The sequence below is a fragment of the Thioalkalivibrio sp. ALJ3 genome (assembly GCF_000377205.1).
Lineage (GTDB): Bacteria > Pseudomonadota > Gammaproteobacteria > Ectothiorhodospirales > Ectothiorhodospiraceae > Thioalkalivibrio.
Genome location: NZ_KB897906.1, coordinates 281,676 through 302,100 on the forward strand (window position 1 = coordinate 281,676; position 20,425 = coordinate 302,100).

A 20,425-nucleotide genomic window follows, 5' to 3' on the forward strand; every position below is an offset into this window, starting at 1 on the left:
CCCGAAGGGGCTCGGCCGCTCGTTCTTGATAACAACAAGCGCGGGAACAGCGTTGCGGCTCGCTTGCGCAGAATAACTGCACAGTGATCACTGCCTCTTTTTCGCACAAAAAAGCGACTCGTGCGCGCGCGGATACATTGATCAGTGCTTCCCTGGAAACCCGGGACCTCGTCACAGCTTTCCACATGCGTCCCCGGGTATCCGCCATGGGGTTGTATGGAATCCCTATACTTTCTGCACATTACTCGCTCCGGAAATCGGCTTGCCAGATCCCGCCTCACCGCATACGGCCGACCACGATCGGCTGCTCGACACCAATCGTCGTTTCTACAATGACTTGTGGAAAGACTCGCGCCTGGTGCCTCCCGATCAATTCAATACGTGGCCGCTCGTCTGCCGACTCAGCCGGGAAGGCTGCGAGCGGCTAGAAGTCGGGCCCGGAATGCGCCCACGACTGCCCATAACCGGCACTCACTTCGCCGACATCAGCGAACCCGCGCTGCGCACACTGCGAACCGAAGGGGGGCATACGGAGTCCGCAGTAATCGGCCACCTGCCCTACGAAGATGGTCGCTTCGACCTGATCTGCGCGCTCGACATCATCGAGCACGTCGAGGACGACGAACAGGCCATGCGTGAACTAACGCGTGTCGCCGCACCGGGCGCGCGCATCCTGCTCTCGACGCCGCTCCATCCACAGTACTGGACCCGTTTCGACGAGATCGTCGGTCACTATCGCCGCTACACGCCCAACAGCCTGTTCGCGTTGCTGGAACGCCACGGTCTTACCATCGACCAGAGCGGCGTCTTCGGCATGAAGCCCCGCTCGTCACTCCTTACCCGCCTCGGCATGTGGTTCCTGCTGCATCATCGGGACACGGCCATGCATTACTACAACCGTTATTTCATGCCGCTGGCCCTGAAACGGCAAAAGCCACTTCAGCTCTACCCGGGCATGATCCCGACCGAAGACGTGGGCGAGGTCTTCCTCGTCTGCCGCAAGGTCGCCTGCGCCGACGTTCGCCACCCGAGCGGGTTTCTTGAATGAACCCGCTCCCGCGGGTATTGTCGATGAAACAGGATCCTCACTAGGCTGCATCGATGTTCGATACGCGTCCGCTACATACGGCTCAACAACAGCATCCGTTTATCCTGTCGCTGCTTGTGCTCGCGACCGGCTTCGTGCTGACGATGCAGAACCCGCAGGCCCAGGACGCCGCGGCCGAGGTAATGTCCAGGGTCGAACTACCCACCCTCGCACAGGTCATGGAAATGCGCCCTCAAAGTCCTCCGCCCGGCGTCGAAGGGGACCAGTTGGCGAGCGAAGAACCCGAGGAAACCCAGGCCCTGATCATGCTGGACCGCGAAGCGCAGGTGACCCGCTCCGCGAGCGAGCTGCGCGAGCGCCCGCAACGGTAGCTCTTGCCGGTCCCGACCGGGATCGCGCCCTCCCCAATCCTTTCACTGGGGGCTGAATGCCGGAATCCCTCCGCCAAGCGCCCGGCGACGGGCGCGCACTCAAACCCTACCTGGTTCCAAGCCTGAGCGAGTACCTCGACGAGGACGAACACGCGGAAGGCCGTCTCGAGGCCCATGCCCTGATCGAGGACGCCGTCGCCGTCCGCGCCTCGGATATCCACCTCGACCCGGAACCCCACGGCTACCGCATTCGCCTGCGCATCGATGGCCTGATGGTGGATGCCACCACCCTCGAGCCAGGACTGGGCGAGCTTCTGGCCAATCAGCTGAAGACCCTCGCCGGTCTGGACCCAATGCCAACCCTGACCTCGGCAGAAGGCAGTCTTGCATGGCGCAACGAAGACACGGGGCATCTGGATCTTCGAGTCACTACGGTTCCCTGCGTCAGTGGCGACAAGCTGGCCGTCCGTATCCTGTCCGAGCCGGATGCCTTTCAGGATCTGGGCGACCTGGGGCTGCCGGGGGCGGAAGTCGAGGCGATCCGCCAATGGACACAAACCGCCGGCGGCGTGCTGCTGGTCACCGGCCCCACAGGCAGCGGCAAGACAACGACGCTCTATGCCCTGCTGCACGAGATTGGCCAGACGCCACAGCAGATCATCACGCTCGAGGACCCCGTCGAGTACGCCGTCCCCGGCGTGAATCAGATCCAGATCAACAGCGACCAGGGTCTGGACTTCGAACGCGGAACCCAGACGCTGCTCCGACTCGATCCGGACTATGTGCTGGTCGGCGAGGTCCGCGACGGTGGGTCCGCCCGCGGCGCCATGAATATCGCCAACAGCGGACGTTCCCTGATGGCCACCCTGCACAGCCGCGATGCAGTCGGTACGGTCGCCTCCTTGCGCAATATGGGCCTTGAAGACTTCGAGATCGCTCCAACCCTCGAGCTGGTGATCGCGCAGCGCCTCGTCCGACGCCTCTGCCCACATTGCCAGGAGCGCCGGCCGCCGAGCGACCGGGAACGACAGTGGCTCGGCATCGCTGGACGCGAGGCACCCGAATCGGTCTGGGCCGCGCACGGCTGCTCGGCCTGCAATAATCTGGGCTACCATGGCCGAATCGGCATCTTCGAGGTCTGGTACCTCGACGACGATGACGCCGCGGCTATCCTTGATCACCACGATGATCGGGGGCTCCGGCAACGCCTGTTCGACAAGGGCCAGCGCAGGCTCCTTGATGACGGCATGGACAAGGCCGAACGGGGCCTGACAACCTGCGACGAACTCTTTCGCGCGGGCTTGCTCTCCCCATACCGGAACCACACATCGCCAAACCGTCGGTTACAAATCCACCATGACCTCAACTGACACTTTCAACGCGCTTCTGCTCCAGAAAGGCGATCCGCGACCGAGCGCCGAGGTAGTCGCTCTGAACACCGTCGACCTCTCCGCAGGGGAAGTACTTGTCGCCGTTGAGCACTCTGGGCTGAACTACAAGGACGCCATGGTCATCAACGGTCTCGGTCGCCTGGTGCGGGAGTATCCCCACGTCCCGGGGATCGATTTGGCGGGCACCGTGAGCGAATCCCGCGATGCCCGCTACGGGCCAGGGGATCGCATTCTGTTGACCGGCTGGCATGTCGGCGAACGCCATTGGGGTGGCTACGCAGAGTACGCCAGTGTCAACGGCGACTGGCTCACACCTATCCCGGCCACCCTGGATGCCCGTGGCGCGATGATTGTGGGAACGGCCGGATTCACCGCCATGCTGGCGGTCGAGGCACTGGAACAGGGCGCGATCACGCCCGAGAGGGGCCCAATTCTGGTCACCGGTGCCTCCGGCGGTGTGGGCAACCTGGCGACCGCACTCCTTTCGGCCCTGGGCTATGCCGTCACGGCGGTTACCGGGCGGCCGGACAACGCCGGACACCTGGAGGCCCTGGGGGCCCGGTCGATCATGTCCCGAGCCGAGCTTGCCGCGCGGCCTTCCCGCCCGTTGCTGTCAGAACGCTGGGCGGGGGTGATCGACAGCGTGGGTGGCGACACCCTTGCCCACGCCCTCGCCGAGACACAGACGCGCGGCGTGGTGGCGTCCTGCGGACTCGCGGGCGGTACCGAACTAACGACCACGGTCATCCCGTTCCTGCTGCGTGGCATTCGGCTCCAGGGCATTGACTCTGTGCAATATCCGGCGAACGACCGCGAACGGGTCTGGCAGCGCATCGGCAACCTGCTGACAACGGAGGTACTGGAGCGCTGCCTGGCGGAAGAGGTTGGTCTGTCACAGCTCTCGCAGCGCGCGGATGCGCTGCTGGCCGGCCAGGTCCGCGGACGCGTCCTCGTCACTCCAAAAGACGGCTGACGAGCGCTCTCAGGCATCCGCCTCGGTCACGGGCTGCTGGCCCCACAGCCGGCGAAGCCTGGCCACATCACCCGCGAACGCCCGAGCATCGTAGCCTGCGGCGCGCATGCGTTCGGCCAGTATCGCGGACTGAGTACCGCGAAAGCAGTACAGCACATACGAACGGTCGCGCGGCAGATGCACAAAGCTCGTTGCGAACTCGTCCGCTGGATGATTGACCGCACCCGGAACATGCCAGTCCCGATAGAACTCCGGCGGCTGGCAATCAATGACCTCCGTTGCCTCCGGAATCCGGTCGACCAGCAGCGGGCTTGTGCGGTCCTGCTCCGGTCGCTCTGGCGCACCGAGGTCATGCACCCGTGCCTCGGAAACGGCACGCTTCAGGCAGTCGTCACTGAGCGCACGTTCCATACCCTCGATGTGTGCTCGCTTGCTGGTCACCATGGGCCGCTCGTTCGCAATCGCGCAGAACTCGGGGACCTTTTCGCACAACTCGAATGTGCCGATTGCGCGAGCGCGATTCATGATTTCCGTCTTGTCGAAGCCGATCAGTGGCCGCAACACCGGGAGATCCGCCACCGCATCGATCGTTTGCAGATTCGACAGCGTCTGGGAAGACACCTGACTAAGCGCCTCACCCGTGACCAGCGCCTCCGCGCCGCGCTCGTGGGCGATGGGAAGGGCCGCCCGATACATCAGCCGCTTCAGCACGATCTGCCAGGCATCGCCGGGGATTTGCGCTCGCAGGTCCTCGACCACCCCCGAAAAGTCTACACTGAACATCCTCGGACGAATGCCCGCGCCCCAGGCACTGACCAGGCGGCGACAGACCGCGAGCACCATCTCCTCGTGCACGGCCCCACCGAGATTGCAAAACACAAAATCGACAGCCGTCCCGCGGCGCATGATGTACCAGGCCGCCACCGCGGAATCGAACCCGCCCGAGATCAGGACCATGGCACGTCCCTGCACGCCCAGCGGCAATCCACCCCCACCCGGCTCGCGCTTCGAATAGATCCAGGCCTGGTCACGGTCCAGATCGATGCGGACGACGACCTCAGGGTGGTCGAGATCCACACGACCAGGTCCATCCAGCACCGCGCCCACTCGGCGCTCGACATCGCTGGCCGAGATGTTCTTGCGACCGTGGCGCTTGCAGCGTACCGCGTACCGGCGTCCGCGCACCGTTTCGGTAAATCGATCGGCCACGACCTCGCAAAGCCGATCGACCGACACTTCATGCAGAACTACATCTACCGGCGAAAAGGTACTGATCCCGAATGTCTTTCGAATAACTGACTGCGCCGCCTCCGGTTCCGGAGTATAGAGGACCAGACGGCCCTGATGGGTACGCAGATCATGCGGAATCCCGATCAGTGCACGTTTCAGGTTGCGCCTCAGGACGCGCGTGAAGTGCCTCCGGGTACTGGGGGACTTCAGGTGGATCTCCGGGGCCAGCCGGACAATGATCGGGATCGTGGCAACGTCAGTCATGAAGCTCTTCGGTCAGGAGTTCCTGGGGAAACGGGGTCAGAATGCTCTGCTCGCCCACCCACCGTATATCGAGTTCCCGAGCCATGGCACGAATCTGTGCGTACAGGTCTCGCACCAGGTGCTCGCCTTGCCGGCAGGCATCGATCGCCTCATGCAGCGCCGTCAGGCGGGATGGATCCAGGCGATCGCGAAAGTGCCCAGCCACATGCTGAAGCACGTTCACATGTTGGCCGACCGAAGCGGGCTTGGCCAGCACCCCCATAAACCGCCGCCTGTAACGCCTTGCCACGTCCTCCTGTGGCTGCGTAGCCGCTTGCGCGACAAAGCGCCCCAGTTGGTCATAGCCGGCACGATCATGGCTGAGCAGGAGCATCTTTTCCCGCGTATGAAAACGCACCAGATCCGCCGGGGTCCACGGCGTGGCAAATAGTGCGCGGACCCGCGCATGGGCAAACACGCGTTCGAGAAAAGCCTCGCGGGTGTTGTGCGCGGCCAGCGCATCTTCCTCGATCAGCGGTAGATCCGGCAGGGCCTCGACCAGCTCGCCAGCGAACAATCCCGCAGAGGGATTTGTCTCGTTGGCCACCTGCACCTGCAGCCCGCAACTGGGCGACCGTGCCTTGAGTACGTAGCCGTCGAGCCCGGCATTCGCGAGCGTCGTGACGCACTGCTGGACAAACCAGTGCACAGGTTCCGAGCAGTCCGTTCCCGACGCGTTTCCACGCAGCGCGAGAACGCCGTTTTCGCGAACCAGATGCATAGGCTCACGCGGGATCCCAAGCACCGCCTCCGGACAAACCGGAACCCAGGCCACATGGCCAGCCAGCCGTTCAACCAGAAAGGCTTCTCGCCGATGCCCCCCGTCGTAGCGCACGGGCTCACCCAGCAGACACTGCGAAACGCCGAGAGTGGGGGTTGGTTGCGCGTTCATCGGCCATGCGGGTGATGGGCTGGAGATTCAGGGTAGCAAGCCCTGGCGTGGAAAACCGACCGCTATACTGCGGACAGTACCTGCCGGAGCATCCGCGTGGCCGTGATCAAATCCCTCCTGCACCGAATCCAGTGGGCCCGCTCAGGGGCGAGCCTGCTGATGGCCGTGCTGGTGGCATTGCTCGCAATGCCCGCCACCGCGGACGATTCCGAGCCTGCCGCCGATGGCGGCCCCACCATCGGCCTGGCTCTGGGCTCCGGAGGTGCGGGCGGTCTGGCGCATATCGCGATACTGCAGGCCTTCGACGACCTCGGCCTGCAACCGGACCACGTTGCGGGTACCAGTATCGGCGCAGTTATTGGAGGTCTGTATGCCGCCGGCCTCAGCGCCGAGGAGATCCTCGACATCTTTGACGACTTTGCCGGCTCGGAGATGGATGCCCTGTCGCGTCTGGCACGGTCGGAGCTCGAGCTGTTCGAATTGATTCCCCTGCGCCTCGGACGCAACGCCCTGCTGGACGCCGATACCTTTCTGCGCTTTCTCGCTGCGCACACCCCCATCCGCACCTTCGACGACCTGCGCATCCCGTTGACCGTGGTGGCGACCGACTACTGGACCAGCCAGACCGTCACCCTCCAGGACGGCGAGCTCTTTCCGGCCATTGCGGCGAGCATGGCGGTACCCGGCCTGTTCGAACCCGTACCATCGGATGACGGCCGCCTGCTAATCGACGGCGGGGCCTCCAACCCGTTGCCCTACGACCTGCTCCGGGACAAGGTCGACATCGTCATCGCGGTGGATGTGTCCGGCGCCTGGAACAGCGCCGAGCAACCGCTGCCCGGGCTGACCGACCTCCTGTTCAAGACCTTCAGCATCATGCAGAAGTCACTGATCCGCGAGATGATCCGACGTGAACAACCGGATCTTTATCTCGCGCCCGATACCGGCGGTGCGCAACTGCTCCATTTCAACCGTATCCATCTGATCCTGGATGCAGCCCAACCCAGCGCGGCAGAACTGCGCCAGCACCTGAGGGACTGGCAGCCAGGCGATTCACGCTCGGATGATCGGGGACCCGACCGGTGACACCGCCCCCTTCCGATACACCGGGCACGGCCAACGAGGCTACGCGCAATCCCGCATCACCCGGCTCGGGACGCTACGAACAGTGGTTCCTGCGCCGTCCGGAAGGTGTCTGTGGACCGTATCCCGCGCGCCAGATCGGACGCTTCCTGATCCTCGGGCGCCTGACCGTGCAGGACGAGATCAGCCAGGACCGGCAATTCTGGGTGCAGATTGCAGAACGCCCCCACCTGATCCCCGAAGAAGTCCGTATGGCCGATGCCCCAGGAGGAAAAGAGCGGCTGGAACGGGCCCGGCTGCGCGAGGACGAGCGCCTGCGGGAACGACGATCTCGTGCCTCCGAACCCATTTTCCGCGAGCAGCGCCGGGGCGATCGTCGCTGCCCCGAAAACCTGGAAACCCAGAGCCATCGCCAACTATGGGCCGATCTGCTCGATCGGACGCCCTTTCCATGGCAGAGATGGATCCGGGGCCCTCGCCCCTGGATCGTTTCTGGGCTGGCGCTGGGTCTGGCTGCGGGGCTTCTGGTGTGGTTCGCCCTTCAACAGGAGGCCACGCCGGCACCGGATTGTGCGGCTCCGCCCGGCCCCTCGGTGAACTGGAACTACTGCAACAAGGCTGGCGCGCCACTGCGCGGCGCCGACCTGACCCGTGCCAGCCTCTATGACACTCGCCTGAGCGCGGCCCGTCTGGAGCGCGCGCAAATGACCGAGGCCGATTTGCGCTACGCAAGCCTCGATCGGGCTCGCCTGGAGGGGGCCGATCTGTCCCGTGCCCTGCTAACTGGAGCGGATCTGCGCGGTGCCCGCCTGCAGGGCGCAAGACTCGAGGGTGCGGACCTGCGTCACGCCGACCTCAGCGGGGCCGATCTGGCGGGAGCGCAGCTCAGTGGCGTCCAGCTGGGCCGCGCGATATGGACCGACGGGCGCGTCTGCCGCGCGGGCTCCACCGGTCATTGCGAATCCAGCACTGACGACTGAGTGCGCTCCATTAGAGTGATGGAGTTTCGATTCCTCCACCTCCTCATGTGAGTGTCGTCCCACCTTGCCCCACCTCCCCTTTCGCCCACCCGGATCTGAAAGCTAAAACCTGACATACGCAGACCGACACGAGCCGATGGCGGGTCGGTCGCGAGGCACGGAAGTACCGTTCCTAAATTCGAAACAGGAGGTTGTACTGATGTATAGCTATCGCAAGACTGCAATTGCCTTTGCCCTCGCCTCGATGTTCGCACTGGGTGGCCTCGCCACCGCACAGGCGCAAAACCTGGGGGCGGCTGCCGAAGGTGCCGCCGAGACCGGTGCCGAAGCCAGCGGTGGAGCCGCCGGCGGCTCCGAAATGGGCGGCGAAGCCAGCGGCGGGACCGCCGGCGGTGCAGCGGCCGAAGGCCAGGCCCCGGGTGCCGAGGGTGGTGCCGGCGCGAGCGGCGATGCCGGCGCCAGCGGTGATGTCCGTCAGGACGGCGATGCCCGTGGCGGCGTTGGTGCCGATGCAGGTGCCGGGGCCGAAGCTGGCGGCGAAGCCGAAGGCGACGACGGTGGCGGCGCAGAAGCCGGTGCCGAAGGTGGTGCCGAGGGCTCCGTAGAAGTGGAGTAATCACCTCCCGGCCGGGCGGCCATTGCCGCCCGGTTCGGCTTCTCCGACTGCGGATCGATCCCCATTTCCGCAGCGACACCCCACCAGTAGGGTTCCGCCTCGCAGGAGCAGCAATCACAAGCAGCCGATATCCCGTCGTGTTGGCTCAGGGATTGCCCCGAGGTTGTTTGGTCAACGGTTCTTGTGTCCATCATCGGTCTCCCGAAATACGGGCCTGCCACCACGTTCCACGTAATTCCCGCAAGGGTGCAATAACCCCGTGCTACACTCCTGAAATCCCGGCTATTCGAGCTCCTCGGAGGGCGGCACGCCATGGCCTCACGGCGCGACAAAGTGCTGTTTGCCGTTTTCGGTGTTACGGTTCTGGGGCTGTTGATCCCGCTCCTCCTCCTCGGCTGGTACCTATGGCAAGGGTCCGTGGTCGCGGAAGAACAGCGCCTGGATGAGCTGTCACAGCGCCTGGGCGAGCAGACCGAGCGTGCCATCATCGACACACGCGATCTGCTGGACAAACTCAACACGATCGAAGCGACACCCTGCTCCACGGAGCACCTGAACAAGCTCCAGAATGCCGCAATGTCACGGCCCTACATCCGTGCCGTCGGGTACTGGCGCGCTGTGGAGCGCGAGTGTGGCGCCGGCTTTGTACAGGGCGATGCATTGACCCCACCCCAGGCCAGTCGCATTTATGACAGCGGAGTCGTGGCCTGGTGGCCCGGGCCCTCCACCAAAGTGGGCGGGGTAGAGCTGTTCCTGATGCGATACGGCCAATACGACGTCGCGATCGACCCACGCCTGCTGCTGACCCCGGGCTTGCTGGAGGATCAGAAAGTCGGACTTTGGGTCGAATCCATGCCCATGGTTGCGCACCCCTCCGGGGCAGTCCTCCCGAACTACCACGCCTTTGAACCCGGCCTGACCGTGGATCGCGCTGAGCAGCGAGTCGTGAGCCGAACGTCATTGGGAACACTCTTCCCAATCGATATCATCGCCGTGCAGCCGATGGCCCAGTTCTGGCAGCGGTATCTGCCGACACTAGCCGGAGTCGGTTCTCTGGGACTGACACTGGTGGGCTTGTGGCTTTTTCTGATCCTGCGGTACTTCCGCCACCAGCTCAGCCTGGCCTCGGAACTTCGCGAGGCCATCGCCCACGACCAGCTGCAGGTGGTGTTTCAACCCATTGTCGATCTGGAGACTGGCGCTTGTCAGGGCGCCGAAGCCCTTGCCCGCTGGCGCCGCGAGAACCATGAAACCATTGGTCCGGATGTGTTCGTATCACTGGCGGAGGAAACCGAGCAGGGAACGGATCTCACACTCGCTATCCTGCGCTGCGTTCTCCGCGAACTGGGGCCCCAGCTTCGCGACCGCCCGGATTGCCCGGTCAACCTGAACATCACCGGGCAGGACCTGGCCTCCACCCGCTTCAGCGAGGCGCTTGAGCGCGAACTGGAGAACGCCAGGGTCCCCGCCTGCGCCATCAAGCTGGAGATCACGGAACGGTCCCTGCTTAATACGGACGACGTACGCCAGCGGATCAAGGCACTGCGCACTCGCGGCCATCGCATCGCCATTGACGACTTTGGCACCGGGTACTCCAGCCTCTCGTATCTAGAAAGCTTCGAACTGGATACACTCAAGATCGACAAGACCTTCGCCGATGCGATCGGCCATGAAGCGGTGACCAGCAACATCATTAGTCATATCATCGTAATGGCCCGCTCGCTCAAGCTGAATATCGTCGCGGAGGGCATCGAGTCCGGTCATCAGGTCGAGTGGCTGCGCCAGCAGGGTGTCGGATTTGGACAGGGGTATCGTTTCAGCCGACCCCTCACGGCGGATGCATTTCGCAATTGGTGCCAGCAATCCGGGGAATCGAAGTGAGCGAGAACCTCCACCGCAACATCCTCGCCACCATGGCTGTGGTGCTGCTGACCGGCTGCGGCTTGATGCCGGCCCGCGAAACCGGTACGACGGCCAGCGAGCCCGCGGCCGAACCGCTCCCTGAACGAGCGGCGGAAGCGCACAATGGCAGCACCGGGGACAATTCGGACGGATACAGCCGTAACGTGGTCTACCTTGCATCCGACGATCAGGCCATTGTGGAACGCCGCCAGAAACTGCTCGACGACGGTCATGAGTCCGTGGCCCTGGACCGCGTCGGTTTCTACATGGATGTCCTGACCGCCCGCTTGCGCCAGGAACTGGCGGGTCGGGATGTCGACCTTGACCGCGCGGACCGCGCCATCACCCTGACGTTTCCGGGCAGCCAGGCCTTCGAGACCAACAGTGCGGAGATCCACCCGGACATGGCTCCGATCCTCGGTATTCTGGGGCGGGTACTGGACGAGTACGACGCCAGTCTAATCACGATCGCCGGACATACGGATTCCACCGGCGCACGCGAATTCAATCAGCACCTGTCGGAGCAACGAGCCCTCTCGGTCGGGCGTCACCTGCACGACCAGGGTGTGGCGGAAACTCGCATCATTGCCATCGGCTACGGCCCGGATCGCCCAATTGCCGACAACGATACGTTACAGGGGCAGGCCCTGAACCGGCGGGTGGAACTGCGCATCGAGCCGCTTGCCGCCACCTGATTCAGGGCACGGCTTCAGGTGGCTCTCCGGGACGATAGGTCTCCACACGATTTCGACCGCGGGATTTCGCTCGGTATAGGGCCACATCGGCCTTGCGAACAAGGTCTTCCAGGGAATCCCCGCTTTCTCGCGACACAACGCCGAGACTAATCGACATCGGCTGACCGTGCATGCCAGGCCTAGCCTCAACGGCCTGTCGCAGCTTCTCCGCCAGCAATACCGCCCGGTCCAGATCCGCGTGTGGCGCCAGAACCAGGAACTCCTCGCCACCCCAGCGGCATAGCAGGTCCGACTCCCGAAGGCTGCCCCTGATGCGTTCGCACATCTCGCGCAGGGTGGCATCGCCCGTCGCGTGCCCGTAGCGATCGTTGACGTTCTTGAAATAGTCCAGATCCAGAAAAATGAGTGACAGCGGTAGGTCGTAACGCTCGGCACGTGCGATCTCGTGGCTCGCCTCACTCTCGAACTTCAAACGATTCCAGACGCCGGTCAACGGATCCGTATTGGCCAGCCGCACGAGCTCGTCCTGCTGTTTTCGCAGCACCGCCTCCACTTCCTGGCGCAGGGTGGCCTCGTGGCGCAAGCGACGGTTCAGACGCATGTAGTGAGCCAGAAGCAGGCTGACCAGCAGCAACGTACCCACCGCGATCATCGCAATGCGGTACCACCACTTGTCGTCCGGATCACCGCTCCCCTTGTAGACCACGCCTTGAGGCCGGTTCCAAGCCTTCTTGTTCGATCCGCCGAGCCCCATGTTCTTGGTAACGGACTGGCGGCGGGATACCCCGGTCGCCTCGTCGGGTGGAAGCCAATCCGCAAGCGCTCGTTCTTTCCGCTCTGGTGATCCAGAACCCCGTCGGATCATCTGCGCGTCCTGCACGAGGCAATGCTGGTTTAGAGACGCTGCGTCCTGTGGATCCGGTGCCGCGAAGTCAGGCCCCGAAGATAACAGCAACAACAGCGCACCCAGACCCAGCCGAGGCCATTGGCTGCGAAGGCCACTGATCTGGACAAGCGTCATCGGCGCCCCTTGGATCGCCGGGCAATAGAGTGCCGGTCTTTATCCTGAGACTAGCACTGCATTCCGAAAAAAATGTGTACAGAGCGCAGCAGTATAGAAAAGGCTCGCGACACACGAACCCCGGCGATCTCCGCGCCGATACACAAGGATCCTCGCACCGTGTTTGTGGTTCAGCGTACAGACGCCTGTTGTCGCCCCTCCCAGTATCAGCGATACGCCTGAATCGTGGGGCCTGCATGCCCTTGCGGTCGGCGTGACATCAAAACCCCCCGGCCTGAGGCCGGATACTTCTGAGGAGTCAAGCCATGAACCGATTCACATCACTGAAACTTGCCACTGCGATGATTCCCGTGCTCGCCTTTGGCATCGGCAACGCGATGGCGGCCGAGCACGAGATGGACACCAATGACGGCAATGCGATGGAGGAACAGGCTGCCAACGATCGCAACGATGCGCCCCATATCGACCGGATGCCCGCGCAGGGACTGCATGCCTCCGACCTGATGGACAAGAAGGTTCATAGTCGAGACAGCGATGAAGAAATCGGCGAGATCAACGACCTGGTCATCGACCAGGACGGCCGGATCGTCGCCGTTGTGATCGGTACGGGAGGCGTCCTCGGCATGGGAGAGAAGGACGTGGCCATCGCCTGGGACCGTATCGATCGGTCGACCGAGAACGACGAGGTCAAGCTCTACATTGACATGGATGAAGACACGCTCAAGGAGGCGCCCGAGTACGAGCGCGACTAGACAGGACCCTGCGTCCAGTCCCGAGGGGGCTTTCTCCCTCGGGATTAGTTTTCACACTGCATCGGGCCCGCCGGTCGCCACGATCGGGCGCGGCTGAGCCAATCGGCTTAACAGCAAAATAGTGCCCGCGTCTGGAAGATTTCAGTCGCCACCGCGGGGGTTCGGCATTGCTCGAGCGGCTATGCTGAAGTCATTCATTATCCGAATCTTTCGGACTTTCCACTTCCCCCGGAAAACAAACGGACCTGCCGGTGCCCCTACCCCGACCGATCGGGCTATCGCCCCTCGACAATGGACTGCTCGCGGCCCTGCCCGACAGCGAATACGACTACCTGCGCCCTCATCTGAAGTCGGCGCTGTTGCCGCAAGGGGCCAGCCTGTACGAATCCGCCGAGGAAACCCATTACGTCTACTTCCCCACCGAGGCCATTGTCGCTCTCATGTGCGTGATGGAAGACGGCAAGTGTGGCGAGATCGCGGTGGCAGGCCGTGAGGGACTGGTCGGAATTTCGCTGCTGATGGGCGGCTATACGACTCCTACCCGGGCCACAGTGCGCATGCCAGGCCATGCCTACCGCATTCGCAGCACCATCGTAAAAGAGGTCTTTTCGCAAGGGGGCGAACTGCAGCGCCTGATGCTGCACTACACACAGGCGCTGTTTACACAAATGGCGCAGACCTCCGCCTGTAACCGCCACCATTCGGTGGAGCGGCAGCTCTGCCGATGGCTGTTGCTAAGTGATGACCGGGCCCCGCGTCGAGAGCTCATCATGACTCATGAACTCATCGCGAACATGCTGGGTGTTCGGCGCGAAGGCGTCACCGAGGCCGCGGGCAGACTGCAAAAGGCCGGCCTGATCACCTACCACCGCGGGCGTCTCATCATCTTGGATCGCCCGGGACTTGAGGCACGCAGCTGCGAGTGCTATCGGGTGATTGCCCGCGAGTACAGCCGTCTCCTCGATGAGCCCGCTACCACGCAGCATTATTGAAGGAGGCGCGCCCGGCGCTGGCGCTCCCTGGCTGTTCAGTGCTTCTCCCGATCCAGCTTCTTTTCGAACTCCTTGATCTGTTGTTCCGCCTCATCTTTTGTGACGCCGTACCGTTCCTGAATATGCCCTGCCAGTTCTTCGCGCTTACCTGCCACCGTTTCAAGCTCGTCGTCAGTCAGCTTTCCCCAACGTGCCTTGACCTTGCCCTTGAACTGCTTCCAGTTACCTTTGACGATATCCCAGTTCATGCTTGGTTCTCCCATAGTGGTGATCGGCGGCATTGCCGACCTTATTTCGAGTATAGGCAGGCCCTCCGGACGTGGTCTGTGCGCCCACGCACAGACACTCGCCCCCTCCCGATGTAGCTTCCGGATCTCCATTCCCGGAATCAGGCCTTATCTCATGCTGAACAACATCATCTGGATCGTGGGCTTCATTGTGATTGTGCTGGTCATACTGAGCTTCTTCGGTTTGCGGTAAACAATAGGCACGTTCTGTGTACGCCACCGTACAGAACCGCCCTCTCCCGCACGTGCAATCTGGCCTCAGGGGTTGGGGTCGGCATCGCCGGCACCAACCCTGGAACATGACCCCGATCCGTCCTGGACCGGGGTCCTACAACGAGGCCCTGCATCATGAAAAAACTACTGGCGCTGACACTTTGTCTGGCCGGAGCCCTTCCCCTGGCCGCACAGGCACAGCAAGGGTCCGCAGCCAATTTCGGTCCTTCCCAGGGCGACCGCGAATTCTCGCTGTCCGGCACCGGCAGCAGTGACCGCAAGTTCGACAATACGAGCTTCGGCATCTCCGGCGAGATGGGATGGTATCTGCGCGATCACTTCATTCTGGGGATTCGCCAGAGCGTCAACTACGCCAACATCGAAGGCGAGAGGCTGCGCGATGACTTCTGGAACGGATCAACCCGCGGATACGCCAACCTGCAAACGCGGGACGGCCGGCTGCGCCCGTTCGGTGGGGGCAGCCTGGGCGTGATCTATGGCGATGGCGTTCGTGACAGCGGCTTTGCCGGTCTGGAGGGTGGACTGAAGTACTACGTTCTGGAAAACACCTACGTACTGGGCCGGGTGGAGTATCAGTGGTTCTTCCGGCGTTCGAGCGACGCGGAAGAGGCCTTCCGCGATGGCGCCTTTGCCTACACCGTGGGGCTTGGCTACAACTTCTAGGGAGACGCTGATGTAATCGCACGTCCGCGTTGGTGCCCCCTGTTTTCCGAGACAAGGCGCGTCGTGCAGCACGAAAGGCTCTTGAAAGCAGGGGCTCGGCCGCCCGTTGTTGATCAAAAACGGGCGCGGGAACGGCGTTGCGGTTCCCTTGTGCAGAATGACTGCACGGCAGTCACCGCGCCTTGTTCGCACGCAAAAAAGCGACTCGAGCGCGGACGTGCGATTACATCAGCGTCTCCCTAGCCACAATCCGGCGAATGATGCTCGGGGCCGGGTCTACCAGACGAACGCCAACAGGCCGGCCCCGAGACACACCACAATGACCGGGACAATCGTCTCCCGCACCACCTGTCCTTCACGTGCCTTCAGTCCGCAGGCCGCAGCCGCCATGGCGATGTTGTGCAACGAGATCATGTTGCCCACCCCGGCCCCGATCAACTGCAGGGCGAGGATCGAAGGCAACGACAACGCGACTACCTGCGCCGTATCGGCCTGCAGACGCGCAAAGAGAAGGTTGGAGACCGTCGCGCTACCGGTCATGAACGACCCCAGCGCTCCCAGGAATCCACTGAAGAGCACAAACGTACCGCCCAGCCACTCGGCCAGCCCTTGCCCCAGCACCTGCGGCATCGAGGGCAGGTCCGCCCCGTTGAGCTCCGACATCAGCAGGATCTGAGTCAGTCCGATGATGAACATCAATACGATCGCGGCCGCCCGCAGCTTGCGCCCGGTGGACACCACGGCCTCCCCCAGTGTGACCCGCCCGACGCGAAACAGGATCAGGGCGGTCACCAGCGCCAGGGCAAAATAGAAATACGGCGTGTACAAAGGCGCCAGGCTCTGCCCCAGCTCCACCCCCCGAAACTCGCCCAGCGACCAGCGAACGGATTGCAGTGCCTCTCGCAAGGGCATCACCGTGCGCGAGGCGATCAGGGCCACCGACATTACGGCGAATGGCACAAAAGCAGCGAGCACGCGTTTGACCGGGGCGGACTCGGACTCGGTACGGCGTTGTCCTTCCGGCAGCAGAAACCCTTTGTGCGCGGCCAGCGCGATGACGACCATCGCCACAACGCCGCCCACGATCGAGGGCAGTTCCGGCCCGATCAACCACGCCACCAGTACGTACGGGATACCGAATGCAAGAGCGGAGAACACCGCAAACGGGACGAATTCGCGAAAGCGCCCCTTCTCCTCCCCCAGGGTGGCGACCCAGATCATGAAGGTCGTGATGAACACTGCCAGCACCGCCAGAATGACCGCCGTGCGCACGACTGCTTCCTGCACGACCGCGTCATCCAGACCCAGCCCTGCGAAGCCGATCACGACCGGGGTACCGGCCGCGCCAAACGGCACGGCCGTACTGTTCCCGATCAGGGCAATCGCCACCGCCTTGAGGGGCTTCATCCCAAAATAGACGAGTAGCGGCGCCGCCAGCACGGCCGGGGTCCCGAACCCGGCAATCCCCTCGACGAAGCCGACCAGGCCCCATCCCAGAAGCATCGCCAGCACCCGCTGGTCGCGCGACACGCTTGCGATGACCGACTGGATCGCATCCATGTGACCCGTAGCGATCATCACGTTCAGCACGAGCAGCGCCACCGCCACGATCAGCATGACCTCGATGAACACCACACCGGCATCCAGCAGGCTCGCGCCGAGTACCTCGCCCGGCATCTGCCAGACCCACAAGGCAATAATCAACGTCGCCAGATAGGCCAGTGGGGCCGCCTCGTAGGCCGGCCGCCGCAATGGCACCAGCCAGACAAAGAGAACCACAAACGGCACCAGGGCTACCCAGAAAAGCATCATGTTCGCCCAATTCCCCAGCCGGATCTCGCGGAAGAGTGTGAACTGATGGGGTCCGACGCGTGAAGCGTCAGATCATGCCCACCCACCCTCAACGGGCATCCTCAACGACGCGGCCGAAGCGCTTCGCGCCCCACCACAGGACACGATGGCTCACCCACCAGACCAGTGCGCAGGCGGCCATCAGAACGCCGAGCCATACCAGCGGGTGCACGACGTCCTGGGGACGAGCCCAGGGGCCCAGCGCCCAGTTGACGTTCGCCTCGGGGGTCGACAGCAGGTACGACAACACCAATACGCCCCAGCCAACCACGATCCACAACCGCCCCGCCAGCGGGTCATATCCCAGGCGCCAGACCATCCACAACAGTACGAACGGCAGTGGCAAGTGGTACAGCGAAAGCAGCCGCAGATAAAGCGGATAGTCCGGCTCGAACATGTAGGCCACGAAGTCAAAGGGCGGGTTGCCCAACAGCACAAGACCCAGCAGGAAGTCGATTACCCAGCCCATCTCCAGCAGCACCACCCCCACGGCCAGCATGCTGGCCAGCCGCCGACTCTCGAACCAGGCCGCGACACACCCGGCAATCAGCGCAAAGTTGGACAGCCAGAGGAAATTGAGCCACCCGTAGTGGACCGCGTAGACCGGCACCAGGACGCAGACAAACAGCAGGTAAGCGATCAGAAACCACCGAGGAAACAAAACGCAATCACCTGTCGTGTGGGGAAACCCTGATTGTACGCATATTGGCGTCGCGAACCCGGAACCCGAGTGTTTGCTTCGCGCGGAGCATCCACCTGTGCGTATGATGGAAAGCGACGTCGAACCGCGGGAGAACCGGCGCGTGCGAACCTGGATTGTCATTGGCGCGACACTGGCATTGACCGCCTGCGGCACCCTGCCCCCAACCGCCGAACAGGCACGTGATGTGCCCTACACCTGTGACCGCGGTCCCAACCTGACGGCGACGTTCAGCGGCAGCGAGGCCGCGTTGCGTTTTGGGCGCTCCAGGGCCGTGCTGCAGGCGACCGAAGTCGCCTCCGGGGCACGCTATGCCAACCCCGACGAGCAGATCGTCTTCTGGACCAAGGGAGAGGCCGCCATGCTGGAGTTTCACGGCATCTACTGGACCTGCCAGGTGCACCAGCCCAATGCCGGTACCGCTACTCCGGCGCCACCGGCACCACGGCACTGGAGTGCCTCGGCTCGTGCTCCTGAATGAATGCCTCGAGGTGCCCGAGGACCTCCCCGGCGCTCGAAAAACCGCCTTCATTACACTCGACCGAGCCATCCAGGTAGGGCCGCATACCCTCGCTGATAGTGGGCGTATACCCGACCCCGGTGCTCGCCAGCAATTCCGTGTCCAGACGCCCATCAGCACGAATACGCTGAATCTGAAGCACCGCGATCTCCTCGGACGTCACGCGGTCCTCGCGCACCAGGAGCATCTCGCCGTTGTCGCATTCGATCACCTGTCGGGCCCCCTCGCGGGCAGTCTGCGCCATCTGGTGTTCGTAGCTCAGCGCTTCGGGATCCTGCATCATCACGCGAGCTCCCTCGAAGGCCAGCGCCACCAGCAACAACAACCCCGCCACTCCGAATAGCGCCGCAGCCAGACGCCGTGACCACCCCAGCGCCAGCACGATGACACCGCCCAACAGCAACACAGGCGTTAACCATTCAAAGGCCCGCGCCAGTGCCACGGGCATAAAATCGATTCCACCGCCGAGACCCAGCAAGACCGTCACATAAAGCCAGACGATCCCCAGGCCGACCCCAAGCAGGATCGCGAGCAGCGTCCGCCAGAAGGGTGAATGTCGGCGACCGGGTTGTGTATCCGCCATGGCCCTCTCCCAATGCAGTCCAATCGACGCAGCCTAAGGAAACACGGGCCAATGTGCACGTTTGCGCCGCGCCCCCGCGGATGGACCAGCGCTTGCCTGGATTCAAGTTCGTTCAACACAGGCCGTTAACCTGCTGTAGTCGGGAGAGTTCGGCTGCGGAATCCGGCCCGTTGCCGGATCGCCCTTGCGGCGAGCGAGACTCCACAACATGGCCCAGGTGTTGAGTGTTTCCACCAATCTCCTGTCGCTCAATGCCCAGCGCCACCTGCGTCAGTCTCAGGCGGCCCTGCAAACGGCCTTCCAGCGCCTGTCTTCGGGGCTGCGCATCAACTCCGCCCGTGACGACGCGGCCGGGCTCGCCATTTCCGAACGCTTCACGACCCAGATACGCGGCCTGAATCAGGCCATGCGCAATGCGCAGGACGGCATCTCCCTGGCCCAGACCGCCGAAGGCGCGCTCGGCTCCATGACCGCGAATCTGCAACGCGTACGCCAATTGTCGGTACAGGCCGCCAACGCCACTCTGTCGGTTTCCGACCGCAGCGCCATTGACCGCGAAGCGCGCCGACTCCTGGCCGAGAATGACCGGATCGCCACCCAGACGACCTTCAACGGTCGGCGCCTTCTGGACGGCTCTATGGGCACCGCGCAGTTTCAGATTGGGGCCAATGCCGGACAAACCCTGTCCATAGACCTGGGCGACAGCATGCGCACCCGCTTTATCGGTGCCGTATCCAGCGCCTATTCGGAAAGGCTGGACACCGCTTTCGCTAACGGGTCTTTGACTGTGGACCAGGACTTCTCCATCACCGTTGGCGCACGTGACCCAGTCCACGTTCCCTCAGGGACCTATCGAAGCCCACAGGAACTGGCAACGGCGATTGATCGCGCCCTGGGATCCACCGCACGGGCGGTCCTGACCGACGACGGCCGACTGAACCTGATCGCCCGCGAGTCCCTGACCCTCTCCGGCGAAGCCGCGCTCACTACCCTCCGGCTGCCGGCGACGACCGCGCCCGCGGGGAGTCTGGACAGCATCGACCTGTCCTCGCGCCAGGGGGCGAGCGACGCCCTTTCGCGCCTGGATGCTGCGCTGGATGCGGTCAACGCAAGGCGCAGCCAGTTCGGGGCCATCCAGAACCGCTTCGAGTCGACCATCAACAATCTCGGCACGACCAGTGACAACCTTGCGGCGGCCCGCAGCCGCATACGTGATGCCGATTATGCGGCGGAGGTTACACGGCTGGTGCGCGCCCAGATCCTGCAGCAGGCCGGCATCGCCGTGCTGACCCAGGCCAACGCACTCCCACAAAACTTCCTGCGGCTGCTCCAGTAATT

The 20,425-nt window shown here is 63.4% G+C and carries 21 protein-coding genes; 14 read left to right on the plus strand and 7 right to left on the minus strand.

Annotation, left to right across the window (positions count from 1 at the left end; all coding sequences use genetic code 11):
* Window positions 1–262 precede the first annotated feature (262 nt).
* Genes C935_RS12715 through C935_RS0105480 form a run of 4 tightly spaced genes read left to right on the plus strand, consistent with a single transcriptional unit; the run spans window position 263 to window position 3,783 of the window.
* On the plus strand, window positions 263–1,048 hold the full coding sequence (locus C935_RS12715; RefSeq protein WP_051074681.1) for a bifunctional 2-polyprenyl-6-hydroxyphenol methylase/3-demethylubiquinol 3-O-methyltransferase UbiG: 786 nt from the start codon (window positions 263–265) through the stop codon (window positions 1,046–1,048).
* A 53-nt stretch (window positions 1,049–1,101) separates the two neighbouring features.
* On the plus strand, window positions 1,102–1,419 hold the full coding sequence (locus C935_RS0105470) for a hypothetical protein (protein WP_018861510.1): 318 nt from the start codon (window positions 1,102–1,104) through the stop codon (window positions 1,417–1,419).
* A 56-nt stretch (window positions 1,420–1,475) separates the two neighbouring features.
* Complete coding sequence (locus C935_RS0105475; RefSeq protein WP_018861511.1) at window positions 1,476–2,789, plus strand: GspE/PulE family protein; 1,314 nt, start codon at window positions 1,476–1,478, stop codon at window positions 2,787–2,789.
* On the plus strand, window positions 2,776–3,783 hold the full coding sequence (locus C935_RS0105480; protein ID WP_026278663.1) for an MDR family oxidoreductase: 1,008 nt from the start codon (window positions 2,776–2,778) through the stop codon (window positions 3,781–3,783). The genes C935_RS0105475 and C935_RS0105480 overlap by 14 nt, the downstream gene beginning before the upstream one ends.
* Before the next feature lie 9 nt (window positions 3,784–3,792).
* Here C935_RS0105480 and thiI read toward each other — a convergent pair whose 3' ends face one another.
* Together thiI and C935_RS0105490 are read right to left on the minus strand one after the other, a co-directional pair.
* Window positions 3,793–5,277 carry a tRNA uracil 4-sulfurtransferase ThiI gene (gene thiI / locus C935_RS0105485; RefSeq protein ID WP_018861513.1) on the minus strand — a complete coding sequence of 495 codons (1,485 nt, stop codon included), beginning with the start codon at window positions 5,275–5,277 and terminating at the stop codon, window positions 3,793–3,795.
* A complete protein-coding gene (locus C935_RS0105490; protein ID WP_026278664.1) occupies window positions 5,270–6,208 on the minus strand; it encodes a DUF523 and DUF1722 domain-containing protein in 939 nt (312 codons plus the stop codon). Before C935_RS0105490 ends, thiI begins: the two co-directional genes overlap by 8 nt.
* Window positions 6,209–6,304: 96 nt before the next feature.
* Between C935_RS0105490 and C935_RS0105495 the strand changes: the two genes are divergently transcribed.
* The 5 genes from C935_RS0105495 (at window position 6,305) to C935_RS0105515 (ending at window position 11,484) form a co-directional block, all read left to right on the plus strand.
* The gene (locus C935_RS0105495) at window positions 6,305–7,294 is read left to right on the plus strand and encodes a patatin-like phospholipase family protein (RefSeq protein WP_018861515.1); all 990 of its coding nucleotides are present in this window, start codon (window positions 6,305–6,307) and stop codon (window positions 7,292–7,294) included.
* The gene (locus tag C935_RS0105500; RefSeq protein ID WP_018861516.1) at window positions 7,291–8,271 is read left to right on the plus strand and encodes a pentapeptide repeat-containing protein; all 981 of its coding nucleotides are present in this window, start codon (window positions 7,291–7,293) and stop codon (window positions 8,269–8,271) included. Before C935_RS0105495 ends, C935_RS0105500 begins: the two co-directional genes overlap by 4 nt.
* A 199-nt stretch (window positions 8,272–8,470) precedes the next feature.
* Window positions 8,471–8,887: a hypothetical protein gene (locus tag C935_RS0105505; protein ID WP_018861517.1), complete on the plus strand. Its 417-nt coding sequence runs from the start codon at window positions 8,471–8,473 to the stop codon at window positions 8,885–8,887.
* Between the two features lie 312 nt (window positions 8,888–9,199).
* Window positions 9,200–10,768, plus strand: a complete 1,569-nt coding sequence (locus C935_RS0105510; RefSeq protein WP_018861518.1) for an EAL domain-containing protein — start codon at window positions 9,200–9,202, stop codon at window positions 10,766–10,768.
* Window positions 10,765–11,484, plus strand: a complete 720-nt coding sequence (locus tag C935_RS0105515) for an OmpA family protein (RefSeq protein ID WP_018861519.1) — start codon at window positions 10,765–10,767, stop codon at window positions 11,482–11,484. Before C935_RS0105510 ends, C935_RS0105515 begins: the two co-directional genes overlap by 4 nt.
* A 1-nt stretch (window position 11,485) precedes the next feature.
* On the opposite strand, the gene C935_RS0105520 is transcribed toward C935_RS0105515, so the two are convergent.
* Window positions 11,486–12,190 carry a GGDEF domain-containing protein gene (locus C935_RS0105520; protein ID WP_018861520.1) on the minus strand — a complete coding sequence of 235 codons (705 nt, stop codon included), beginning with the start codon at window positions 12,188–12,190 and terminating at the stop codon, window positions 11,486–11,488.
* A gap of 620 nt (window positions 12,191–12,810) precedes the next feature.
* Here C935_RS0105520 and C935_RS0105525 point away from each other — a divergent pair.
* Together C935_RS0105525 and C935_RS0105530 are read left to right on the plus strand one after the other, a co-directional pair.
* The gene (locus C935_RS0105525; protein WP_018861521.1) at window positions 12,811–13,257 is read left to right on the plus strand and encodes a PRC-barrel domain-containing protein; all 447 of its coding nucleotides are present in this window, start codon (window positions 12,811–12,813) and stop codon (window positions 13,255–13,257) included.
* A 251-nt stretch (window positions 13,258–13,508) separates the two neighbouring features.
* Window positions 13,509–14,249, plus strand: a complete 741-nt coding sequence (locus C935_RS0105530) for a Crp/Fnr family transcriptional regulator (RefSeq protein WP_018861522.1) — start codon at window positions 13,509–13,511, stop codon at window positions 14,247–14,249.
* A gap of 35 nt (window positions 14,250–14,284) precedes the next feature.
* On the opposite strand, the gene C935_RS0105535 is transcribed toward C935_RS0105530, so the two are convergent.
* Window positions 14,285–14,497 (minus strand): CsbD family protein, encoded by a 213-nt coding sequence (locus C935_RS0105535; protein WP_018861523.1) that lies wholly within the window; start codon window positions 14,495–14,497, stop codon window positions 14,285–14,287.
* 387 nt (window positions 14,498–14,884) lie between these two features.
* Here C935_RS0105535 and C935_RS0105545 point away from each other — a divergent pair, with 387 nt between their 5' ends.
* Window positions 14,885–15,433 carry a hypothetical protein gene (locus C935_RS0105545; RefSeq protein WP_018861525.1) on the plus strand — a complete coding sequence of 183 codons (549 nt, stop codon included), beginning with the start codon at window positions 14,885–14,887 and terminating at the stop codon, window positions 15,431–15,433.
* 276 nt (window positions 15,434–15,709) lie between these two features.
* On the opposite strand, the gene C935_RS0105550 is transcribed toward C935_RS0105545, so the two are convergent.
* Both C935_RS0105550 and C935_RS0105555 read right to left on the minus strand, forming a co-directional pair.
* Window positions 15,710–17,245 carry an L-lactate permease gene (locus C935_RS0105550; protein ID WP_018861526.1) on the minus strand — a complete coding sequence of 512 codons (1,536 nt, stop codon included), beginning with the start codon at window positions 17,243–17,245 and terminating at the stop codon, window positions 15,710–15,712.
* Window positions 17,246–17,333: 88 nt separating this feature from the next.
* A complete protein-coding gene (locus tag C935_RS0105555; protein WP_018861527.1) occupies window positions 17,334–17,945 on the minus strand; it encodes a hypothetical protein in 612 nt (203 codons plus the stop codon).
* A gap of 142 nt (window positions 17,946–18,087) precedes the next feature.
* Here C935_RS0105555 and C935_RS0105560 point away from each other — a divergent pair, with 142 nt between their 5' ends.
* Window positions 18,088–18,465: an MliC family protein gene (locus tag C935_RS0105560; protein ID WP_026278666.1), complete on the plus strand. Its 378-nt coding sequence runs from the start codon at window positions 18,088–18,090 to the stop codon at window positions 18,463–18,465.
* Here the strand turns inward: C935_RS0105560 and C935_RS0105565 are convergent.
* Window positions 18,407–19,087: a hypothetical protein gene (locus C935_RS0105565; protein WP_018861529.1), complete on the minus strand. Its 681-nt coding sequence runs from the start codon at window positions 19,085–19,087 to the stop codon at window positions 18,407–18,409. The two genes, C935_RS0105560 and C935_RS0105565, sit on opposite strands and share 59 nt — an antisense overlap.
* A gap of 208 nt (window positions 19,088–19,295) precedes the next feature.
* On the opposite strand from C935_RS0105565, the gene C935_RS0105570 reads away from it, so the two are divergent.
* Window positions 19,296–20,423 carry a flagellin gene (locus C935_RS0105570; RefSeq protein WP_018861530.1) on the plus strand — a complete coding sequence of 376 codons (1,128 nt, stop codon included), beginning with the start codon at window positions 19,296–19,298 and terminating at the stop codon, window positions 20,421–20,423.
* Window positions 20,424–20,425 lie beyond the last annotated feature (2 nt).

Excerpts from the sequence above, each read along its gene's own strand:
- C935_RS0105535 (WP_018861523.1), bottom strand. The coding sequence starts at position 14,497 with ATGAACTGGGATATCGTCAAAGGTAACTGGAAGCAGTTCAAGGGCAAG.
- C935_RS0105505 (WP_018861517.1), top strand. The coding sequence starts at position 8,471 with ATGTATAGCTATCGCAAGACTGCAATTGCCTTTGCCCTCGCCTCGATG.
- C935_RS0105525 (WP_018861521.1), top strand. The coding sequence starts at position 12,811 with ATGAACCGATTCACATCACTGAAACTTGCCACTGCGATGATTCCCGTG.
- C935_RS0105510 (WP_018861518.1), top strand. The coding sequence starts at position 9,200 with ATGGCCTCACGGCGCGACAAAGTGCTGTTTGCCGTTTTCGGTGTTACG.
- C935_RS0105475 (WP_018861511.1), top strand. The coding sequence starts at position 1,476 with ATGCCGGAATCCCTCCGCCAAGCGCCCGGCGACGGGCGCGCACTCAAA.
- C935_RS0105565 (WP_018861529.1), bottom strand. The coding sequence starts at position 19,087 with ATGGCGGATACACAACCCGGTCGCCGACATTCACCCTTCTGGCGGACG.
- C935_RS0105490 (WP_026278664.1), bottom strand. The coding sequence starts at position 6,208 with ATGAACGCGCAACCAACCCCCACTCTCGGCGTTTCGCAGTGTCTGCTG.
- C935_RS0105545 (WP_018861525.1), top strand. The coding sequence starts at position 14,885 with ATGAAAAAACTACTGGCGCTGACACTTTGTCTGGCCGGAGCCCTTCCC.
- C935_RS0105550 (WP_018861526.1), bottom strand. The coding sequence starts at position 17,245 with ATGATGCTTTTCTGGGTAGCCCTGGTGCCGTTTGTGGTTCTCTTTGTC.
- C935_RS0105480 (WP_026278663.1), top strand. The coding sequence starts at position 2,776 with ATGACCTCAACTGACACTTTCAACGCGCTTCTGCTCCAGAAAGGCGAT.
- C935_RS0105570 (WP_018861530.1), top strand. The coding sequence starts at position 19,296 with ATGGCCCAGGTGTTGAGTGTTTCCACCAATCTCCTGTCGCTCAATGCC.
- thiI (WP_018861513.1), bottom strand. The coding sequence starts at position 5,277 with ATGACTGACGTTGCCACGATCCCGATCATTGTCCGGCTGGCCCCGGAG.
- C935_RS0105470 (WP_018861510.1), top strand. The coding sequence starts at position 1,102 with ATGTTCGATACGCGTCCGCTACATACGGCTCAACAACAGCATCCGTTT.